This is a genomic window from Paenibacillus sp. FSL R5-0345 (genome assembly GCF_000758585.1).
Taxonomy (GTDB): Bacteria; Bacillota; Bacilli; order Paenibacillales; family Paenibacillaceae; genus Paenibacillus_AQ.
This window is the reverse complement of sequence record NZ_CP009281.1, coordinates 3,955,186-3,975,716: the sequence shown is the minus strand read 5'-3', so window position 1 is coordinate 3,975,716 and position 20,531 is coordinate 3,955,186. Positions and strand designations below refer to the sequence as shown.

Genomic DNA, 20,531 nt, shown 5'->3' with positions numbered 1-20,531 from the left:
CCCGTGGCTATCCTGGAGGAGAACTGTATTGCGGCATCTGGCCCGGTTATTGACCCAACACGCTGCCCGCGAATCAGTTTTGGCTTGAAGATGGGAACGAGATATCATTTACTCGATCACCTGTATCGAATAAAGAAAGATGCTATGCCGAATATGAAAAAAAGACGACCATTTTGTTGGTCGGCCTCTAATTATTCTATTGCGCAGTCAGGATTTGTGGACTTTCAAACGTGATGGTGATCATATGCTTGGTGTGAACACCATGCCTTCCTTGATGGGGATGCCATTTCCGGGCTGCGTCTGCGTGATAGAGAAGTCAATCAGCTTCTCGGCCGTCAGCGAGATCTTCCCGACAGTATAGCTCCAGTCCGAATCGCCGAGCTAGCCGTCGAGCTCCACGTGGCAGGATAAAGTAGTGATTATCGACTTAAAGAGTAGTTATGTAAGGTTCGATAAAAATTGATTATAACTATGAATTACCAAACGGTTTATCGAAAAAATAGTAAAATAATACTGTTAAGTACGAGGGTTTTCGATAGGATTTTTATTTAGATTATCCTTTTTGCGTTTATATAAGCACATGTTTTGTTTCTGAAAATTATTTTTTCTTCAATGTAACATTGAAATGAAAGGGAGGGCAATAGCGTTGATTGAACATAGCAATCTTGAAGAATATTTGGATCCTGTAAATTATGATCTTGAATTTGACGGTGAAATGGACAAATATCAGTTCTATCTTGAGCTTGCAAGAACGAGTCCTGGTGAAGTGTTAGAACTTGCTTGTGGTACAGGCTTAACATCGATACCGCTGTCGAAAGCCGGGGTAAAAATGACTGGTGTAGATATCTCTTCGGCGATGCTCGCATATGCGCGGCTGAAAGCGGAAGGGTTGACTGTTACTTTTATGGAAGGCGATGCCCGTACCTTCGAATCGGACAAGCGATTTTCGATGATCTATTTGACTGGTAATGCATTTCAGGCATTCTTAAGTGATCAAGATCAAAACGATTTGCTTACTACCGTTCACAAACATTTACAACTCCATGGAATCTTTGCATTCGAGACCCGTAATCCAGAGGGAACGGATTTATCCGATCAAGAGGAGACAGAATGGGGATCCTTTATTGATAAGGATGGGAAAAACGTAAAGGTATCAGGTACACAATATTACGATGCTAGCCAGCATATCATGCATTGGGTCACGATGCGTGATTGGGGGGATAAACGAACGACTTCCCGAATTGCTTGTCGGTTTACAGATCAGGCTACACTGCAATCTTTATTAACTCGTCACGGCTTTCGCGTCGAACATCAATATGCTGACTGGGATAAAACATCGTTCTCTCCGTCATCTTCATCTATCATTAGCGTTTGTAGGAAATGTTAGGAGAGACGTAATGCATTGCAATAAGAAATCCCCTCAAGTCGAGGGGATTTTTGGTGATCCTAAGCAGATTCCCCCATAAAGGCGGCCTTTATTCAACTAGACGGCAAGATAGCGTAATAGCCTGCCTGAAAATATTGTATAATTTGTAATACTAAAGTGGGGGAATAGAATTTGAGGAATATTGTTGAGTACTCACAGTCTACTGCCAAATATACTTCCTTATTTTCATGTTGTTTCAAATATCCCTCCTCTCCCAACAGATAAGACGAAGTAGAAGCATGTAATGGAGGTGCGAAACAAAATATTAACAAAAAATCAGGTATTTAACCTTATTTACATAATTGAATTTATAGTTCAGATAAACAAAAAGTTGGAATCCATCCGTATTCATCATTTTCTGTTTTACAGTATGTCCAATCGTTTAAATGCTCTAAGCCTAATAGTACATCATCTTGATTAAATGTTAGTTCATGAGCTGAATAATCTTTAGTAACTATTGCTATGTCATGTAGATTGGGAGCAGTTAAAATCTGCTTCGGAACCCATCCCTCTTTGCTCGTAGCAATTGATTTACAGAAAATCCAATTAGGAAATTGGGTATCTTCTTTTCCATAACGGGAAGGATAGTTCATTCGTTTCTCGAATGTTTTATAAGTTGGATAGCTTTATGAACTTGATGAATGTAACGTTATCTGAAAGATACGCAAATCTTATAGGTGAGGGTGATTCGTTTGAAGCAAGGAATTATTGTGTTGATGAACGGAACTTCAAGTTCAGGAAAGACTAGTATTTCTACTGAAATGATGAATCAGAAAGAGATTCTTTTTCATCATTTATCAATAGATGATTTTGTTAAGGATTTTTTTAATAATAAATTCTCAGATATTGAACCTGCGAGAGAAGTAGATGAGCAAGTTATCGCACAAATAATGTTTGATCCCTTAATCTCAATGTACTTTTCGACAATTAAATTGTACTCAGAAATGGGTTTGAATGTAATAGTAGATACCGTAATCGAAAATGACAAGTGGTTTAATGAGTGTCTTGATATATTTTTAGATCAGCCTACATTATTTGTAGGTGTATTATGCTCGAAAGAAGAACTCATAAGAAGAGAGCAAACAAGAGGAGATAGAGTAATTGGACTTGCGGCTTCACAGTTCAGCAATGTATATTGCATTGATGAATATGACCTGGAAGTAAATACTGAAGAGATGAATCCAATCGAATGTGCCGAAAAGATATTAAGTTATATAAAGTCCAATAAGGAATACTCGGTATTTAAGAAATTAAGTAAAAGAACGGTTAGCGTTTCCTAGAAGACGTATTCATCAGATAACACCAGATTTCAGCATAACAGGCAGTTTAACATGCGACTAAGCTTCTATTATAATTTATGATATTCTATTAAAACAGGTTGAAGCGAGAGATGCAGGAAAGGCAGGCACATGTCATGAGGCTTATGTTTCCACACGTGAATACAGCGGAAGAAACCGCTGAAGTTGCTCGATTGGCGGCAGAAATATGGCGCGAATATTATGTTTCCATTATTACAATCGAGCAGATTGAATACATGATTGGCAAGTTCCAATCGATACCAGCGATTACGGATCAGATCCATCATCAGGGCTACGAATATTATTTGATCCATAACGATGGCTCCGCAGTCGGATACATTTCAGCTAGAGAAGAAGAAGGGAAGCTCTTCTTGAGCAAGTTTTATATTGGCAAGGATTACAGAGGACGCAGCTATGCCAGCCAAGCATTGGAATTCCTGGAGAAGCTGTGCAAAGACCGAAACCTAAGCCATATTTGGCTGACGGTCAATCGTCATAACGAAGCCAGTATTGCGGTATATGAGAAAAAAGGCTTCCGAACCGTGCGGGAACAAATTGCGGATATCGGGAATGGATTCGTCATGGATGATTTTATTATGGAAAAAGAAATCCCAGTTCCATAAGCGAATAGAGACGATTCTCGAATACAACAATATATTATTTGGATCCGAAACGAAATGAAAGTAACTCATTAGTCAGGAACTCGTTCTACTAACGGGGAACGTTAGTTAAACACAAGATGGAGCAGTTGCTGTCGGCAGCTGCTCCATTTTTTATTACGCTAACGGGCAGGATAGTTGAATGATTTCGCGAATAACTTAAGTCAAGTCATGACGAATTTACGAAGTTGGCAAAAAGACGTCAGCCGAAAGAATTTCTTAGTTTAGGAGGAGTCTATATGATATTAGAAAAAGTTATAAATAGAATTGTAATACAAAGTGAATATAAGGAACTTGTTGATAAGTATATAGATAATATACTTACCGAATTTAAAGGTAAGATTCATAGCATTTATATGTGTGGCTCGATTCCAAAAGGAACTGCTAAACCTTTTAAATCAGATGCAGACTTTACTATTGTATGTGTAAATCCCAAAGATATTGATTACGAAAGATTGTCAAATATTAAAGACAGGCTTTTGGAAGAATATCCAGTAGTAACTAAGATTGATACGATAATTTGCTCGATTGACGATGTATTAAGTAAACCAAATGAGTGGGGTTTTTGGGTAAAGATAATTTGTGTTTGCATATATGGTAATGATGTTGGTGAACAAGTACCACCGATAATTATTTCTCCAAAGTTCATTTTAGACTTAAATACGGAGACCAAGGAGGAAGTAGATCATATACATAGTTTACTTTCTAATGCTAGTGATAACACAATGAAAACTAGATATATTAAAGGTTACTCTAAGAGATTAATTCGTGCATTATACTCTTTGGTTTTAGAAGATACAGGTGTATGGCAAGATGACATTATTAAGATGAAGAATGCCATATTAAACTATTGTGAGATTGACTCCGCTTTAGTTGATTATCTGTATGCTTGTTACTTGGATAGTAATGTACTTGTTGAAGAGTTTCTGGGAATTGCAGTTGAAGTATATAGTTATTTTGAGAACGCCTTAAATGCAATGGCTGCTTCCAGAACTTCCTTCGGCTAACACCATATTGACGCTCCGGGTCACTCTGAGAAGCGAGTGATCACATCCAGCTCCCTAAGCCCGTCGGGACGTCACTGCGTTAGGTGTTCGGCAAGCCTCACAACTATAAGCAGAGACTCTAATTAAAACATAAGACTATTGAGCTAATGGGAAACGATAGTTCAATAAATACAGAGAGGCAGCCGTCCAGATCGATCGGCTGCTTTATCTTTAAGCTAAAGGGCAGGTTAGTGCAATATAACTTGATCAATTGTGGTACTATGATTAAAATAACTTCCAAAAGTGGTGATATCATGAAATTTGTTTTGGTATTTGGTCCGCAGGCAGTAGGTAAAATGACAGTGGGGCATGAACTGGAAATGATATCTGATTTAAAATTGTTCCACAACCATATGACGATAGAATTGCTGGCTCCTTATTTTGGTTTCAGTAGTGAAATGTGGGGATTATCGGATAAATTCCGTCAGGATATATTTGAAGCAACCGCCGCCAGTAAATTGTATGGAATGATATTCACATATGTATGGGGATTCGATTTGCAGAGCGATTGGGATTATGTCGATAAAATTTGTAAAATATTTGAGGATCAAGGTGCGGATGTCTATTTTGTTGAACTTGAAGCCGATCTTGAGGAGAGAATAGAGCGTAACAAGACTCCCCATAGACTTGAACATAAACCGACAAAGAGAGATATCACATTCTCTGAACAGGATCTAAAACAGACAATGGAGCAACATCGATTGAACTCGTTAGAGGGAGAAATTAAAAAAGAAAACTATTTGAGAATAAACAATACGAAAATCAACGCTCGTGAAGTTGCTGAAATCATAAAAAATAGATTCGCTTTATAACGATTCTTGTTTAACTAACGGGACACGTTAGTGGAATAGCGGTTGCTTCGGCAGCCGTTTTTTATTTGTTCAACTAACGGGCAGTTTAGCGTGGTAGTTTCTTTCGAAAGTTTCGGCTACTTTCCGAGCATTTGTTCAGTGCTCTTTGATATAATTGATTTCAAATAATTGTAAGATCGGGGTGTTAAGTGAGCCATATAAGAGGAGTAATTCTAGAGGGTTTTTCACATGCTGGAAAAACATCTGTTTTAAAAGCCCTAAAGCAAGTTCATGCACAAAATGAATCATCTGAGCGCAGTATCATAGTTTTAAGTGAATATTATTCTCAAGTGTTAAACAATGTTCAGGGAGGTTTGCAACGTTTAAATCGTGATGAACACCTTCAGTTGCTGAAGGAACGGGTAAACATGTTACGACAATTAAACGAATGGGCAGCTTATCTGGGTCCAGATGCATCACAGGCATCAAGAGGTATTTTTTTTATATTGGAAAGATTTCATTTGAATCATAGAGTAGCATTTCCCACCGAGCTTTCACATGAAATCGAATCGCTTGAAAATGAATTGTTTAACCTCGGTGCAAAGTGTGTTTTACTAACCGTATCTTCTGGCAACGTAGAGCAAAGAATCCAAAGTCGAACACCCCACGAATGGACGAACAAAACAGTAGAAGAAATCAGAAATTCAGCTGATGAATTTATCCAAACCCAAACGGAATTACGTAAACAATCTAGTTTATCTATCCTCCCGACCATAGAAATAAATACTGATAAAAAAGAATGGATTACATATGCAAACAAAGTTTTGGATTTATTAAGCTAACAGGATACGAGAGCTCAATAAACCAGCGGCAGTCTAGGGCTTTATTTTTAAGTCCAAATCTGCCGCTGGTTTTTATATTGGGGCAGTCTAACACTTTATTTTCTACAGACACTAAAAAGAATAATAGTTTACGACCGTCACCGTATAATATTTCTTTAAATAAGAATCTTAAATAACTGCACTTTCTCCTTAAGAAAGTTCATTCCCATGGTGATGCACTAAAGATTGTTTGTCTGTTATCATTAGAATAAGTTTATTGTACTGCTGTGAGATGATTTTTCTAGGGTAGGAGGACTGCAGAATGAAGACAATTCGGGTACTGCTCGCCGATGATGAACCGGTGATATTACGCGGCTTAAAAAAACTGATTTCATGGGAGAATCTTGGAACTACAATAGTTGGAGAAGCCAACGACGGTCTTGAACTGAAGCAACAGATCGATGAACATAATCCTGACTTGATTATTAGTGATATAAGTATGCCTGGCTATACAGGAATCGATATTATCCGCGAGATTCATGAAGCTGGCAGGTCGGTAAAGGTTATTTTTATAAGCGCTTATCAGGAGTTTACATACGCTCAGCAGGCATTGCAATATGGTGCGCTGGATTACTTGGTGAAGCCAGTGAACAAGAACCAGCTAGAGCAGGTGGTAACTAAAGCTGTTTCTCTTATTCGTCAAGAGACAGAAGGTGAACGCAACAAAGAAAAGCTGAACCATTACGAACAGAGAAACCACAGATTAACCATCGAAGAAATGCTTGATAAGCTGACGGACGGGAACAAGGGAACAGCGGATACCCTGCGAGATATGGGAATTATTGCGCTCAGCCGCTACGTTAGTATTTGTATTGTAGAGACGGATGAATCCTCAGGGCAGCCATCCAGATGGGAGGAACGTGAACGTAAGCTGATTGATTTTGCACTCTCCAACATTATTAAAGAAACCGTAGAGCAAAGAGAAAACAGTTATATGTTTCGTAAAGGTGAACGTTTTTGTATTTTACTCCAGCATGAACACGCGGAGGAACCGGAAAGACTTGCTGTGGATCTGCACGGGAAGATTAATAACTTTCTCAAATTGAAGGTCTCCATCGGCGTGGGCAACATCGTAGACGGAATGGATGAAGCTGATATTTCATATCGCAACGCTTTGAAAGCGCTACACTGTAAATATTTCGCAGGTCTAAATCAAGTCATTCCTTATAAAAAGAATGAGTGTGAAAAGGAATCGTTAATCGTAACGCCTTTGCAAGAAATACAATCTGCTCTAATCATCGCCTTGAAGTCTCAGAACAGAGAGCAAATAGCACATGAGAGCGGGCGCCTACTTCAGAAGATTCGAATCATGGCTGACGGGAATAGAAATCAAGCGGTGTCTACCGTTTATAATACGATCCTCCAACTTGAACAGGAGCTTATGCAATTTGGTGTGGAGGCAGATCCTTTCGTACAGGATACTTGTCCTATTCTGGAACGAATGGCGAGTCATTCTACCTTCCAAGAGGTGGTGGAAGATTTCCAAATTCTTCTAACCAAAATGTCTGAGCAAATCAGCAGCCGTATGGGTAACAAGGAGCTGAAGCTACTGTCTCAGGTGAAGACTTATATTGATGAGCATTATCCGGAAAATATTACGCTGGAGTCTATGGCGGGGATGATGTTTATGAACTCCTATTATTTCAGCAGCTTCTTCAAAAAGCATACCGGACAGAACTTTAAGAATTATGTAACTGAGGTCCGAATGAATCACGCCCTCCGTCTGTTGCTGCAAAGCGATATGATGGTTTATGAGATTGCTGACAGCGTAGGATATAACAATGCACGGCATTTTAGCGACATGTTTAAGAAAAAATATGGCAAACTGCCACAAGAGTATAAGCAATCCTTCAAAAGCCAATAGTCAGATGGATAGCAAAGGAGATGCCTTCATTCATGTTTATCTGGGGCCGAAGATCCAAAAGCCTATTTGTTAAGTTCTCCGCTTCATTTTTACTAGTCGGCCTGATTCCGTTATTTGCGCTTAGCTATATCTCTGTTCAGACTTTCTCTGGGTATGTCGAGCGTTATACTACAAGTAACTTGCAGCAAATGGTGTTATATATGAGTTATAACTTGAATTCGGCGTTTAATCAGTACAATGAGATATCCAAACTGATGTATACAGGGCGTTATGAAGGCTTTATCGAGAGCTATTCGCAGAACCAAACCTATAACGTAAATGAGCTAGAACAAATCAATACGATCCCTATAGAATCTTTTCTAAAAACGGTTCTGTACAGCGACTCTTTCATTACTAGTGTTTATTTTCACAGGGAGTCAGACGATAAGCTTTATTATCAGGAAAAAGAGAACAAAGGGATTAACTTCGATCTGCTGCCCTATAAAGAATGGTTGACGGTAATGGCTCCGAACCCATCTCATGTGGCTATTTTGCCGACTCACTCCGAGGAATATTTCATAGGGTCAAAACGTAGCGTGTTCACGATTGGCCGTACATTGATTGATATTTCTGGGCGTGTTGCTAAGGAGCCAAAAGTCGTAGGGACCCTGTTTATGGACGTAGATGCATCACTATTCAACCAGTTTTTTAGGGAGCTGAATCTCGGAGAACAGGATGATCTGTTTCTTCAAGATGGTGAGGGGAAAATATATTTTGCGAATGAGAGCGCAGCAGCGAACGTTGAGGGTCTACATGCTCGGAAAGAAGAGGAAATGATTGTTCTTAGCGAAGATATTCCTTTTCTTAACGGTAAGGTGACTGCAAGAATTCATCGCGCGAATTTATTCGATCAGCTTTTTTCAGCCCGTACGACCGTGTTTATTGCGATGTTTATTTGTGCGATGGTAATGATCCTTATGGGAGTCTGGTTTTCTAGACGATTGGCTGCCCCGATTCGAAACTTGATTAAGCAAATGGCTATCGTAGAATCCGGTAATCTCGATACTCAGATGGTAGTGAGCAGTAATGATGAAATGGGTAGACTTAGCCATGGCTTTAACCGAATGGTTGAGCGTTTACAGGCCTATATAGATGAAGCTTATGTGGCCCAGATCAAGCAGAAGCAAACGGAGCTGAATGCTTTGAAGAGCCAGATTCGTCCGCATTATTTATACAACACCCTGGAAGTTATTCGAATGAATGCAGTGGATAAAGATAATGACGAGGTTGCTGATATGATTCTATCGCTCTCCAACCAGTTGAAATATGTGATTGATTATGGGGAGGATAAAGTAAGCATCCGAGAGGAATTGGATCATCTGCGGGATTATTTCTATATCATTTCTGTACGGTATGAGAATAAGTTTGAGCTTGTCGTGGACGTCTCGCCGGAAGTGAATTTGAATGGGTACATTCTGAAATTGTCTCTTCAGCCGATTGTTGAAAATGCTATTCAGCATGGACTACGTAGTCAAGGAAGAGGTACAGTCGGGTTAACCATCGAGAAGCGAGAGGATAAGTTGCTAGTTACGATCTATGATGATGGAATTGGAATGAGCAAGGAAAAGGTTCAACAGCTATCTGAAAATCTAGAAGAACCTAGTTCGCCAAGCAAAAATGTTGGCTTAAAAAATGTTCATGAGCGGATTCGTACAGTGTATGGTAAAGAGTACGGATTGTCCATCAGCAGTCGGGAGCATATTGGGACATCGATTCTTTTGTCGTTTCCAATTGTAGAGAAGCCGTTTATAGTCGCAGATGGTGAAGGAATATAAAGGATAGGAGATGAGCGGAAGACTGAGGTCTTTCGTTCTTTTTTTGGAATATTACTTGAACACATCTTAAATTCACCGCATATCGCGCTTAAAAAAGTTCATTCAACCCATCAATAATGAATGCTATTCTAATACCAACGGAAACGCTTTCGAGAGATGATGCGCACATCTTGCTTCAGTTTCCACAGTGAAACACAAAAGGGGAGGCTACTAACTGATGTATACAAAAACAATGATGAAATTATCCGTATTGCTGCTTGCCACAACGACAGCTTTGACTGCTTGCGGCAGCAATAATAACAGTGCCAGCAATAATGCAGGCAATACACCGGCATCCGAAGCACCTGCAAATGCACCGCAGGAGACGAAGAAGGAGGTTGCCTTTACGATAGGCTACGCATCCGGTGATCCGGCAACCAAAAAAGCTATCGCAGATACGGTCAAAAAGTTTACAGAAGCAAATCCTAACGTTACCATCAAAGATTTGAGTGAAACCTCCTCGGCAGCCTATCTTGACTGGCTCAAAACCAAAGATGCAGTGGGAGAATTCCCGGATTTGGTGGAAATGCGTGATACAGAAGTCTTTGCTGATGCAGGTAAAATTGTAGAGCTGCCTTCCGATCTACTAGATTTGTTCGAAGCCCCACCTCAAGTGGATGGAAAAGTGTGGAATGCACCACTGCAGGTCAACGCACCACAAGGAATTATTTACAGCAAAAAAGCATATGCGGATGCAGGGATTACCGAGCTTCCTAAAACCTATGATGAATTCATAGCCATTCAAGAGAAGTTAAAAACTTCGGGTATTACTCCGATTGTAGTAGGCGGAAAAGATATTTTCCATATGGGCTTCTGGGTGAATAAATTCCTGATCGATGATGTCTACTCGAAAGATCCGGATTGGAACTCCAAGCGTACAGCAAAAACTGTCAGCTTCACAGATGCTAATGTTGTTCAAGGGATTACTGATTTCAAAGAGCTATTTAAGAATTATGTAGATAAAGGCTGGCTGAGCACGGGCGACAATCAAACTGCTTCGATTCTTGTTTCCGGGAAAGCAGCACAATTGTACTCCGGTACGTGGATGTTTACACAAATTGCAGAAGCAGACCCGAACTTTGAATTTGGATTCTATGGTCTTCCTGACCGTGAAGGGAAAACCAATGTGATTGGTCTTCCGTCTCCAGCAGGCTGGTCCTTATCCACTGAAGCCGTTAAAGACGCAGACAAAACAGAAGCCATCAAAGATTTTATCCGTTTCTTCTTCGCCCCAGAACAATATTCGAATTATTTAGCGACGATAAATGCAATTCCTTCTACTAAAGAAAAAGTAACTTATGATACTAGCGAACAAATGCAAGTGGCATTGGATCTTATTGCTGACATGAATGTAGTAAAATCCTTAGCAATCAACAACTGGTGGGGTGATAACTTGATTCCTCCACAGTTCCGTAACTGGTATTACAAACTGCTGCAGGATCTTGTTGTGAAAGATGGAGACGTAACCAAATATATGCAAGATGCTGATAAAGAATATGACAACCAAGTGAAGGCTAATCAGATGTAAGAGCAGCGCCTGTTAGAGCGACCTCTGCTGCTGTAGAGGTTCTCTTTTTAACAAGCCTGTCTCAGGGGAGGGAGAGCAGCTATGGCTACATCCGCAGTTAATACTGACAAGTCATTGATAGCCACTGTGCAGCAGAAAAAGAAAAAGAAGAAATGGCAGTCTTATGCACTACTGTTCATACTGCCATCATTTATTCTATATACCTTGTTCGTTATCGTCCCTACGGTAGGGAGTGTTTATTTAAGCTTTACCTCATGGGATGGCATCAGCGATGACGTGAGATATATCGGCTTTGCTAACTTTGTGGAAATATGGAATAGTCCTAGGGTGCATAATGCGTTGAAAAATACGATGATCCTGACCATTTCACTTGTTGTACTAGAGAATATTGCTGCTATTGCAATGGCTATGATGGTTGATAAGGTACGCTGGTTCCGGAATTTATTCAGAAGTGTATTTTATTTCCCTACACTGCTTAGTGGGATTGTAATGGGTTTTGTGTGGGCGATGATCTTGAATTACAACTTTGGTGTATTCAATCAGATCCTAGAGTCTGTTGGACTTGGAAGCTGGATTGTGGACTGGCTGGGCAATCCTAAATATGCGATGCTGTCGATTATATTGTCTACTGTTTGGAAAGGTGCGGGCTATTATATGATCATTTATCTCGCTGGATTGCAGGGGATTCCGCAGGAATTGAATGAAGCAGCCAGCATTGATGGAGCAGGGGGGTGGCAGCAGTTCCGGCATATCACCTTCCCGCTGCTTGCAGGGTCGATGACAGTGTGTATGGTGCTTTCTATGATCAGCGCTCTGAAGATTTTTGATCAAATTGCGGTTATGACCGATGGTGGCCCGGGCTTTGAGACGGAGACTTTAACGTATATCATTTATAAAGTTGGGTTTGGTGAATTAAGACAAGGCTTTGGTACTGCGCTGGCGATGGTTCTGTTCTTAATCATACTGATTATTACAGTCTTCCAAGTGAAGGTGCTCCAGAAGCGGGAGGTGCAGCTCTAAAATGACGATGCAGACACGCAGAAGAGTTGGGCAAATCGCACTTTTTATAGTTACATTATTAGTGGCTATTCTATTTTTCTTTCCTATTTTCTTTAATTTGATGTCAGCCTTCAAGAGCAATGCAGAGATCATGAAGGATGCCATTGCTTTTCCTAAAACCCTTTATTTGGAGAGTTTTAAGTACCTGTTAACTGAAACTGAGTTTCCAAGGGCTATTCTAAACAGTCTGATTCTAACGGCAGTATCCATCGCTGCGCAGGTCTTGATAATTCCAATGGCAGGGTATGCGATTGAGCGTAGAAATGTTAGATGGACCCGCTTCATGTTCGTATACTTTTTGGCCGGAATGATGATTCCTTTTCAAGCGTACATGATTCCTTTGTTCAAGGAGCTTAGAATGCTAGGATTGTACGGTAGCCTTGCGGGACCTATTCTTATTTATGTAGCCGGTGCGGTAGGTTTCGGATGTCTGCTGTATACCAGTTTTGTCAAAGGAATCCCTAGAGAAATTGAAGAGGCGGCAGAGATTGATGGCTGCTCGCGTTACGGGATATTCTGGCGAATAGTTTTTCCTTTATTAGGGCCTGTTACGGCAAGTATGGTTGTTCTAAATGGGCTTGGAATCTGGAATGATTTCTTGATGCCGATGCTGGTATTACCCTCTGGACAGGCTAAGACTATGGTTGTTGAAATTTACCGTTATATCGGAGAATTCTCTTCACGTTGGGATATGATTTTTGCGGGAACAGCGATGTCGGTTGTACCTGTGTTGATTGTGTTTATCGCCTTGCAGAAGTATTTTGTGAAGGGGATTGCATCAGGTGCGACGAAAGGTTAAGGGCGTATAGAGGTAGAAATGAAATTCGTTTAAAAAGGATATATCCTGTAACCAATTGGTGGGCTGCGGGATACATCCTTTTTTTGTTTCTGTAAAGATCTTAATGCGTGCTCGGATTTTCTGTTAACCGGCGGTATCCCATGGGTGGAAGACCTGTCCAACGTTTGAATTGCTTACTGAAATGGGAAACATCCCGGTACCCCAGTCGGTGTGCGATAGATTCGACAGACAGACTATTATCCATCAGCAGCAGTTTGGCGTGTCGAATGATTAAGCGGGATAAATATTGCCTTGGTGACATCCCATAGATTTGGTGAAAAGCACGATTGCAATGCGTTGTACTGTATCCAAGCTTTGCTGCAATATTCTCAATACCGCCACCTCTTTCGCCTGTGCTGTCAGCGGTGGAGACGGATTCCTGCAATAGTCCTTCAATAGCGTTAGCTAGGGCAACTGTATTTTCTGTAGCTTCTGTATCTGCTGGGAGAGGCATTTCCGAAAGCACCCAACCGCTGAGCGCGGTCAGAAGCTGCAGTGAAGCATGGAGTGTGATCAAGCGATTTCTATGTGTGTCTTTAGACTCTGACAAGATGGAAGAGTTAATGATTACATCTAGAGCGGAACGTATGGCCAGCAGTTCGGGGGTGTTCCCGCTGAGACTAACAGCATCTGCTGTTAGTAAGGCACGCCGCAAAATCAGATCATCGATATCAAAATGCAGGCAGTAATAAGTCATGTCACAGTCAGCATTTGAGCCCATACTACTATGCTCAACACCGGGACGAATGAATAAAATATCGCCGCTTTGTTGGACAAAAGACTTATTGCCGACCGTCATCTGCTGCTCACCTTGAAGGACAATATTAATCTCAAACATCGGATGAGTGTGTACAGGATATTGCCAATCCGAATTTACTTTTCTCCAATGCGCGGCGAAGATATGGAAGGCTGCTTGAATGTCTGGTGACATCTGACCGTCAATAGAATTATGGAAGGCGGGATCATTCGAAATCATTTCAATCCTCTTTTACAATATAATTTGGCTTAATTATATCATAGGTTGTTAGCGATGTTTGATTTGCCCAAATAATAGAAGGCTTTAACCCTGTTGCACTTCTAGAAATATCGATAACATGGAAATATAGCCCGGAGGTATCCGGGATCATGTTGGAGGGAGTGCATTTTTTTATGTCACATAATAAATTTTTTAATGCTCATCATTCACCGATCGGTGCATTTGCGAGTTTTACTTTAGGATTTAAAGGAGCTAGTGGTGGTTTCGATTTGGAGATGGCCAAACCTCCTAGACAGAATATATTCATAGGATTAGAACGCACGGATGGGAAAGGGTATGACACACTACCATTTCATGAGATTGGCGGAGATGACGAGAGCAAACGGTATGACATCGAGAATCCAGACCCTAATCCAGATAAGGAGAATATTCTGTTCCCTTTTCAAGAGAATGAGATTTCTCGAGATTTCCGAGTAGCCACTGACAGCTGGAGTGCGGGGGATCTGACCTTCCGAATTCTCTCGCCAGTTCGATCAGTACCGGATCCTGAAACTGCGTCTGTGGAAGAAATGAAGGAAGTGTTGCTGCCGGCAGTACTGGTTGAGCTCGAAGTGGATAACACCTCATCAGCTACCTCACGTCGCGCGTTCTTTGGTTTTCAGGGAACAGATGTTTATAGCGGAATGAGAAGACTGGATGATGTGTCATCTGAAATTACAGGCGTTGGACAAGGAAGATTTATTGCGATTGCAGCCGAGAAAGGAACTACAAAGTCCGCACTTCATTTCACGATGGAGGATATTCTAAGTGAGGCGCTACAGGAGAATTGGACCTTTGGTCTGGGGCGCGTGGGTGCTTTGATCATGGATGTTCCAGCCGGAGTAAAAGAAACATACCGGTTTGCAATTTGTTTTCACCGTTCGGGTTATGTTACCTCTGGTATGGATGCTACTTATTACTATAATCGCTATTTCAACAATGTTGAGGCAGTGGCCGAATATGCATTAGCTAAATTCGATGTTCTTAAACAAGAAGCGGAGAAAGCTAACGAGATGTTTAATCATGCAAATCTATCCGAAGATCAAACCTTTATGCTAGCGCATGCAATTCGCAGTTATTATGGTTCCACGCAACTGCTGGATTATAAGAATAAGCCATTTTGGATCGTCAACGAAGGCGAATACCGGATGATGAATACCTTTGATCTTACCGTCGATCAGTTATTCTACGAGCTGCGTCTGAATCCTTGGACTGTACGTAATGAGCTGGATATGTTCGTGGAAAGATTCAGCTATGAAGATACGGTGCGTTTCCCTGGGGATGATACAGTGTATCCGGGCGGAATCAGCTTCACGCATGATATGGGTGTGGCTAACGTAGTTTCACGTCCGGGCTATTCCGCTTATGAGTTATATGGCATTGATGGTTGCTTCTCACATATGACACATGAACAATTGGTAAACTGGGTGCTGAGTGCGGCAACTTATCTGGAGCATACTGGCGACCGGAGCTGGATGGAACGCAATCTGACTATCCTGGAGAAGTGTCTGGATAGTATGTTACATCGGGATCATCCAGATCCTGAACAAAGAAATGGCGTTATGGGGCTTGATAGTTCTCGTACGATGGGTGGCGCAGAGATTACTACGTATGACAGTCTGGATGTCTCCTTAGGTCAGGCTCGCAATAATATTTATTTAGCAGGAAAATGCTGGGCCTCTTACTTGGCCATGGAGAAAATATTTGCAGCGTATGGGCGTGCGGAGTTGTCCACAACAGCAGGGATTCAAGCAGAGAAATGCGCTGCAACGATGGTGGAAAGTGTTACAGCAGACGGATATATTCCGGCTGTCATAGGAGAGGGGAATGACTCCAAAATCATTCCGGCTATAGAAGGCCTTGTATTCCCTTACTATACGGGTTGTAAGGAAGCGCTTGATCGCAATGGACGGTTCGCCGCATATATTGGTGCGCTTGATAAGCACTTACAGGCGGTGTTGAAGCCGGGAGTTTGCTTATTTGAGGATGGTGGTTGGAAAATCTCCTCCACTAGCAACAACAGCTGGCTTAGCAAAATCTATCTCTCGCAGTTCATCGCCCGCAACATTTTGGAGCTGAAATGGGATGAACGCGGAGCGGCAGCAGATCGCGCACACGTGGCTTGGCTTACCCATCCAGAGTTATCGATCTTCAGCTGGAGTGATCAGATTATTTCCGGTGAAATTACGGGCAGTAAATATTATCCACGTGGAGTAACGGCGATTTTGTGGCTGGATGAGAAATAAGGAAGACAGTTTTATATAGAAATAAAAAGCAAACGGACCTTCGATGCAGGGGACGTTTGCTTTTTTATGTAAAAACACGAATATCTTTTTTTGATTTATATTCCCAAAACTAGTACTATAGTATTAATTTGTAATTTATATTATTGGGATATGGAGGAACAGATGCTAAAATCTGCAGAAAAAGGGTTGCGACTGACGATTCGGAAGAAACTGCTGTTGATGTCACTGACCTTACTAATTCTTCCTATCGGAATATTAGGAGTGGTTGCCTATCAGATCTCTATGAAAGAAACGAATCAGCTTATTGAGAGTAAACTAAGTTCCAGTGTAAATCTAGCAGTTGCTATGATTGAGAATTTGGAAAGCTCGGTTCAAGCAGGGATGTTGTCAGAACTGGAAGCACAGGAGCAGGTAAGAACTTTACTACTTGGATCCAAAATTGAAGATGGGACACGCCCGATTAATCCAGCCATCGATTTGGGGCCTAATGGTTACTTTTTCATCTTAGATCAGAAAGGAGAATTACTTGCTCATCCCAGACTAGAGGGAGATAATATTTGGGACAAACAAACCTCTAACGGCTTCTTTTACATACAAGATTTGATTAAAGCTGCACAGAACGGCGGCGGGGCTACATACTACAAATGGCCCTTACCTAAGCCGGACGATTCGTCCAAGCATGAGGATGGCGAAGCGCTGAAAATATCATATGCCAAGCTCTCACCCTCTTGGGGTTGGGTGGTTGCGGCAGGTTCTTATATGCAAGACTATAACATCGGACAACAGAACATACTCAAGGGAATTATCATCACATTAATCCTATGTCTAGTTCTTGGGATAGCGGTCATTCTTATCTTTGCGCAACATATTTCTAAGCCAATTGTCCGCATAGCCCGTGAAGCTGAACGAATCGCTCAAGGGGATCTAAGTGGTAAAGCATTGACTGTGCGCAATCGGGATGAGATCGGACAACTGGGAACCAGCTTCAATCAGTTATCAGGAAATATTCGGCAATTAGTCGGGAATCTAACCGTAAGTTCGGAGTTATTAGCTTCTTCCTCCAAACAGTTGTCTTTGACGTTAGGTGAAACCCATGCAGCACTTGTTCAGACTTCATCCTCAATGACTGAAGTGGCGAATAATAGTGAGAAACAAGCTGTTTCAACACAAGAGACTTCTCAGTCGATGGAGGAGATGGTAAAAGAGATTCATCGAGTAGCTGAAGCTTCTACCCATGCCTATCAGCTGTCCATGCAAACACTGGAAGAGGCGGATAGAGGAAACAACCTAATCATTAACTCTTCCGCACAAATGAACGCTGTAAGTAACACTGTTGATGATTTAGGGATCACTGTTACTAGTCTAAATGAGCAGTCACAACAAATCGGTTCTATCGTTAGCACCATTAAAGGAATATCTGAGCAAACGAACTTATTAGCGCTTAATGCGGCAATTGAAGCTGCCCGATCAGGGGAACAAGGCAGAGGATTTGCAGTGGTAGCTAGTGAAGTCCGTAAGCTGGCAGGACAAACAAGTGAAGCAGCCGAGCGGGTTTCAGTTATGGTAGAAGAAATTATTGCGAGTATTGGCCATGCCCATCATTCGATGAGTAAGGGGCAAAATGAAGTCGCAGCAGGGGTTCAAGCGATTGATGATACGGGTAAAGCATTTGAACGCATTTTGCAGGCCACCCGGACCATCGTTGATCAGGTGGAACAATCCTCGACCGCTGCACAGCTGATGTACACTGGTTCTGAACAAATATCTGCTTCGGTGATGGAGGTCGAACAGGTTTCATTGCACTCAGCTTCCGCTGCACAGACTGTATCTGCTGCCGTCGAAGAGCAGCTTGCTTCTATGGAGGAAATTGCCGCATCTGCTGGCAAGCTGCAAGAGGGTTCGAATGAGATGCGTGTTTTAGTAAATCAGTTTAAATTGGAATAGATATTCATACATAAAGTTGCAGTAACAGAATATGCAAATTACTAAAAGAGGGGACTCCCCCTCTTTTTTTGCTGTTTTGACGTACACCTTCTGATTCTATTTGGAAGTTAATATAGCTTTTACAGTTCATTGACGCGGAGCGTATACAGGCTTGCTATATTGAAGGGAAAAGGGGGATGAATATGAAAAAAATGGAAGAATCGTCCTTTACAGCTTCCCAGCCTGTTCTTGCAAGCGATGCTTTTGGTTGGGATAAGCTTCAAGTTTCGCAATGGTATAGCCCGCAGCAAGCCTTCACCCCATCCTCGGAGTCTAAATATTTAATAGGAATTCACTGCACAGCCTACTACGAAAATTATTACACCATTCATATTACCCCTTGTAATGAGAGCCTTCTGTGCCCATGGGGCAGAACCTCGCTCTATTTTTTGAAAATTGAAATTACCCCATCAGTCCTCGAAGAGATTGCCCGTGAATCTGGTTATCTGAAGGAGGGCCATATTCAGTTGGACCGCAAATTTCATGTCAAGGATTCTAAGCTATTGCAATTAGGGCTTTGGATGCTGGAGGAATTACAGAATGGCGGTGCCAAAGGGAAAATATATAGCGACTCTTTATCCAATATGTTGATTATTCATTTATTACAACACTATTCTTCTGTGATCCCCCAACATTCAAACAGTAAAACGCCAGCCAATCAAGAGATATTTCAGGTCATTCAATTTATGCGTGAGCGCTTGGAAGATGAAATTCAACTGACTGATCTCGCAGCCATGGCTAATATGAGCCAATCACATTTTATTCGGATTTTTAAACAACAGACAGGGTATACACCCCATAATTATTTAATTCGGCTGAGAGTCGAACGCTCTAAATTCCTTATTCGTTCCGGAAAAATTGGTTTGAAGGAAATTGCATCTCAGGTTGGTTTTGCCGATCAAGGTCATTTTACTAGATTATTCAAACGAGAAACCGGCCTAACTCCAAAACTGTATGCTAATCAAAGCTCCTCCAAACCTAATCATATGATTTATTGAATTTATTGATGCAAATGAGAGTTTTATTCAAGGAAAGAAGTATTTTGTTCAATTAGAAGGCTGATGCCAGCTCCTATAATAAGGTTGAAGTAAGGCGTACAAATGCCAAACTACAACATTATTAGGAGGAGAGAAAACATGAAATTAAAGAGATTATTCAGTCTGATTTGCGCGGGGGCACTTACGACCAGTTCTTTATCTTTAGTAGCATCTGCCACACCTGTCGGACCGGATAACCTAGTAAGCACCGAGGTAGAATTCAGTGCAGAGTCCAACTCAGCTTCAGCGATCACTGCTGGATGGCATGAGGTATCCAAGCAATCCTTCTGGTTACTTGATGCCCTGGAACGGGGACAAGGGGTGGCTACAGACGGGAACTCATGGATCTTTAGTTCATCGTACGGACTCTTACGGACTGGACTCGATGGAAAATCCGTAAAAGCGCGGAATGAATTGGCTATTCCACAGGAGATTGCCTTCCAAGGTGGAGACCATATCGGTGATATTTCCTACTATAACGGTAAAATATATGCTCCTATTGAAGACGGCAAAAACTATCAGCATCCTTACATCGCCCTCTATGATGTGAACACTTTGAAATATACGGGTACATCCTATGCTTTGCCGCTAAATCTGCATATTGGCGGTGTGCCTTGGGTAGCGGTTGATGCCGCTCGCGGTCAGGTCTACACAGCACAGTGGAGTAACGCAAGCGTCTTGAATGTACTCAGTCTCGACGATATGCATGTGATCACAACCGTTCCGCTTTCCCAAAGCATAGATCGAATCCAAGGTGCCGAAGTGTACAACGGCGTTCTGTATGCCTCAACGGATAACGCAACCCAAACGGTTTATCAGATTGATCCAGAGACCGGAAATGTATCTGTAGCCCTTGATCGCAATCTGCCTAGCGGTACCGAAGCTCAAGGCATTGCTGTATTGCCCACCGCTGATGGAGCTCAGCTCCATATTCTTGATGTCGGCTCGAATCGTATTAGTGTGAACTTTCGCCATTATGCATTCTAATTCAAATCCAAGCGAAAAAG

At 41.6% G+C, this 20,531-nt stretch carries 17 protein-coding genes; 15 read left to right on the top strand and 2 right to left on the bottom strand.

Annotated elements, in window-relative coordinates:
• Positions 1-646: 646 nt before the first annotated feature.
• A complete protein-coding gene (locus tag R50345_RS17540) occupies positions 647-1,387 on the top strand; it encodes a class I SAM-dependent methyltransferase (RefSeq protein WP_081954118.1) in 741 nt (246 codons plus the stop codon).
• Positions 1,388-1,734: 347 nt separating this feature from the next.
• Here R50345_RS17540 and R50345_RS17535 read toward each other — a convergent pair whose 3' ends face one another.
• Positions 1,735-2,019 (bottom strand): SH3 domain-containing protein, encoded by a 285-nt coding sequence (locus R50345_RS17535; RefSeq protein WP_052414641.1) that lies wholly within the window; start codon positions 2,017-2,019, stop codon positions 1,735-1,737.
• Positions 2,020-2,118: 99 nt separating this feature from the next.
• Here R50345_RS17535 and R50345_RS17530 point away from each other — a divergent pair, with 99 nt between their 5' ends.
• The 10 genes from R50345_RS17530 to R50345_RS17485 all read left to right on the top strand — a co-directional run bounded on the left by R50345_RS17530 (position 2,119) and on the right by R50345_RS17485 (position 13,204).
• Positions 2,119-2,706 carry a chloramphenicol phosphotransferase CPT family protein gene (locus R50345_RS17530; RefSeq protein WP_042128651.1) on the top strand — a complete coding sequence of 196 codons (588 nt, stop codon included), beginning with the start codon at positions 2,119-2,121 and terminating at the stop codon, positions 2,704-2,706.
• 134 nt (positions 2,707-2,840) lie between these two features.
• Complete coding sequence (locus tag R50345_RS17525) at positions 2,841-3,347, top strand: GNAT family N-acetyltransferase (protein WP_042128649.1); 507 nt, start codon at positions 2,841-2,843, stop codon at positions 3,345-3,347.
• A 275-nt stretch (positions 3,348-3,622) separates the two neighbouring features.
• A complete protein-coding gene (locus R50345_RS17520) occupies positions 3,623-4,390 on the top strand; it encodes a nucleotidyltransferase domain-containing protein (RefSeq protein WP_042128647.1) in 768 nt (255 codons plus the stop codon).
• A 293-nt stretch (positions 4,391-4,683) separates the two neighbouring features.
• Positions 4,684-5,241: a DEAD/DEAH box helicase family protein gene (locus tag R50345_RS17515; protein WP_042128644.1), complete on the top strand. Its 558-nt coding sequence runs from the start codon at positions 4,684-4,686 to the stop codon at positions 5,239-5,241.
• A 188-nt stretch (positions 5,242-5,429) separates the two neighbouring features.
• On the top strand, positions 5,430-6,062 hold the full coding sequence (locus tag R50345_RS17510) for a DUF4515 domain-containing protein (protein ID WP_042128643.1): 633 nt from the start codon (positions 5,430-5,432) through the stop codon (positions 6,060-6,062).
• 301 nt (positions 6,063-6,363) lie between these two features.
• On the top strand, positions 6,364-7,965 hold the full coding sequence (locus R50345_RS17505) for a response regulator (RefSeq protein WP_042128641.1): 1,602 nt from the start codon (positions 6,364-6,366) through the stop codon (positions 7,963-7,965).
• A gap of 32 nt (positions 7,966-7,997) precedes the next feature.
• Positions 7,998-9,779, top strand: coding sequence for a cache domain-containing sensor histidine kinase (locus tag R50345_RS17500; RefSeq protein ID WP_042128639.1), 1,782 nt, complete (start codon positions 7,998-8,000; stop codon positions 9,777-9,779).
• A gap of 217 nt (positions 9,780-9,996) precedes the next feature.
• Positions 9,997-11,346 (top strand): ABC transporter substrate-binding protein, encoded by a 1,350-nt coding sequence (locus R50345_RS17495; RefSeq protein ID WP_042128637.1) that lies wholly within the window; start codon positions 9,997-9,999, stop codon positions 11,344-11,346.
• A gap of 81 nt (positions 11,347-11,427) precedes the next feature.
• Positions 11,428-12,366: a carbohydrate ABC transporter permease gene (locus R50345_RS17490; RefSeq protein ID WP_042128635.1), complete on the top strand. Its 939-nt coding sequence runs from the start codon at positions 11,428-11,430 to the stop codon at positions 12,364-12,366.
• 7 nt (positions 12,367-12,373) lie between these two features.
• Positions 12,374-13,204 carry a carbohydrate ABC transporter permease gene (locus tag R50345_RS17485; protein WP_042132262.1) on the top strand — a complete coding sequence of 277 codons (831 nt, stop codon included), beginning with the start codon at positions 12,374-12,376 and terminating at the stop codon, positions 13,202-13,204.
• A 100-nt stretch (positions 13,205-13,304) separates the two neighbouring features.
• On the opposite strand, the gene R50345_RS17480 is transcribed toward R50345_RS17485, so the two are convergent.
• Entirely contained in the window at positions 13,305-14,219 is a 915-nt protein-coding gene (locus R50345_RS17480) for an AraC family transcriptional regulator (RefSeq protein ID WP_042128633.1), read from the bottom strand.
• A gap of 173 nt (positions 14,220-14,392) precedes the next feature.
• On the opposite strand from R50345_RS17480, the gene R50345_RS17475 reads away from it, so the two are divergent.
• The 4 genes from R50345_RS17475 (at position 14,393) to R50345_RS17460 (ending at position 20,511) form a co-directional block, all read left to right on the top strand.
• Positions 14,393-16,504: a glycoside hydrolase family 52 protein gene (locus tag R50345_RS17475; RefSeq protein ID WP_042132261.1), complete on the top strand. Its 2,112-nt coding sequence runs from the start codon at positions 14,393-14,395 to the stop codon at positions 16,502-16,504.
• A 162-nt stretch (positions 16,505-16,666) separates the two neighbouring features.
• Positions 16,667-18,448 (top strand): methyl-accepting chemotaxis protein, encoded by a 1,782-nt coding sequence (locus R50345_RS17470; protein ID WP_042128631.1) that lies wholly within the window; start codon positions 16,667-16,669, stop codon positions 18,446-18,448.
• Between the two features lie 182 nt (positions 18,449-18,630).
• The gene (locus R50345_RS17465) at positions 18,631-19,485 is read left to right on the top strand and encodes an AraC family transcriptional regulator (RefSeq protein WP_052414640.1); all 855 of its coding nucleotides are present in this window, start codon (positions 18,631-18,633) and stop codon (positions 19,483-19,485) included.
• A 138-nt stretch (positions 19,486-19,623) separates the two neighbouring features.
• Positions 19,624-20,511 carry a DUF6923 family protein gene (locus R50345_RS17460; RefSeq protein WP_042128629.1) on the top strand — a complete coding sequence of 296 codons (888 nt, stop codon included), beginning with the start codon at positions 19,624-19,626 and terminating at the stop codon, positions 20,509-20,511.
• The last annotated feature ends 20 nt before the right edge of the window (positions 20,512-20,531 follow it).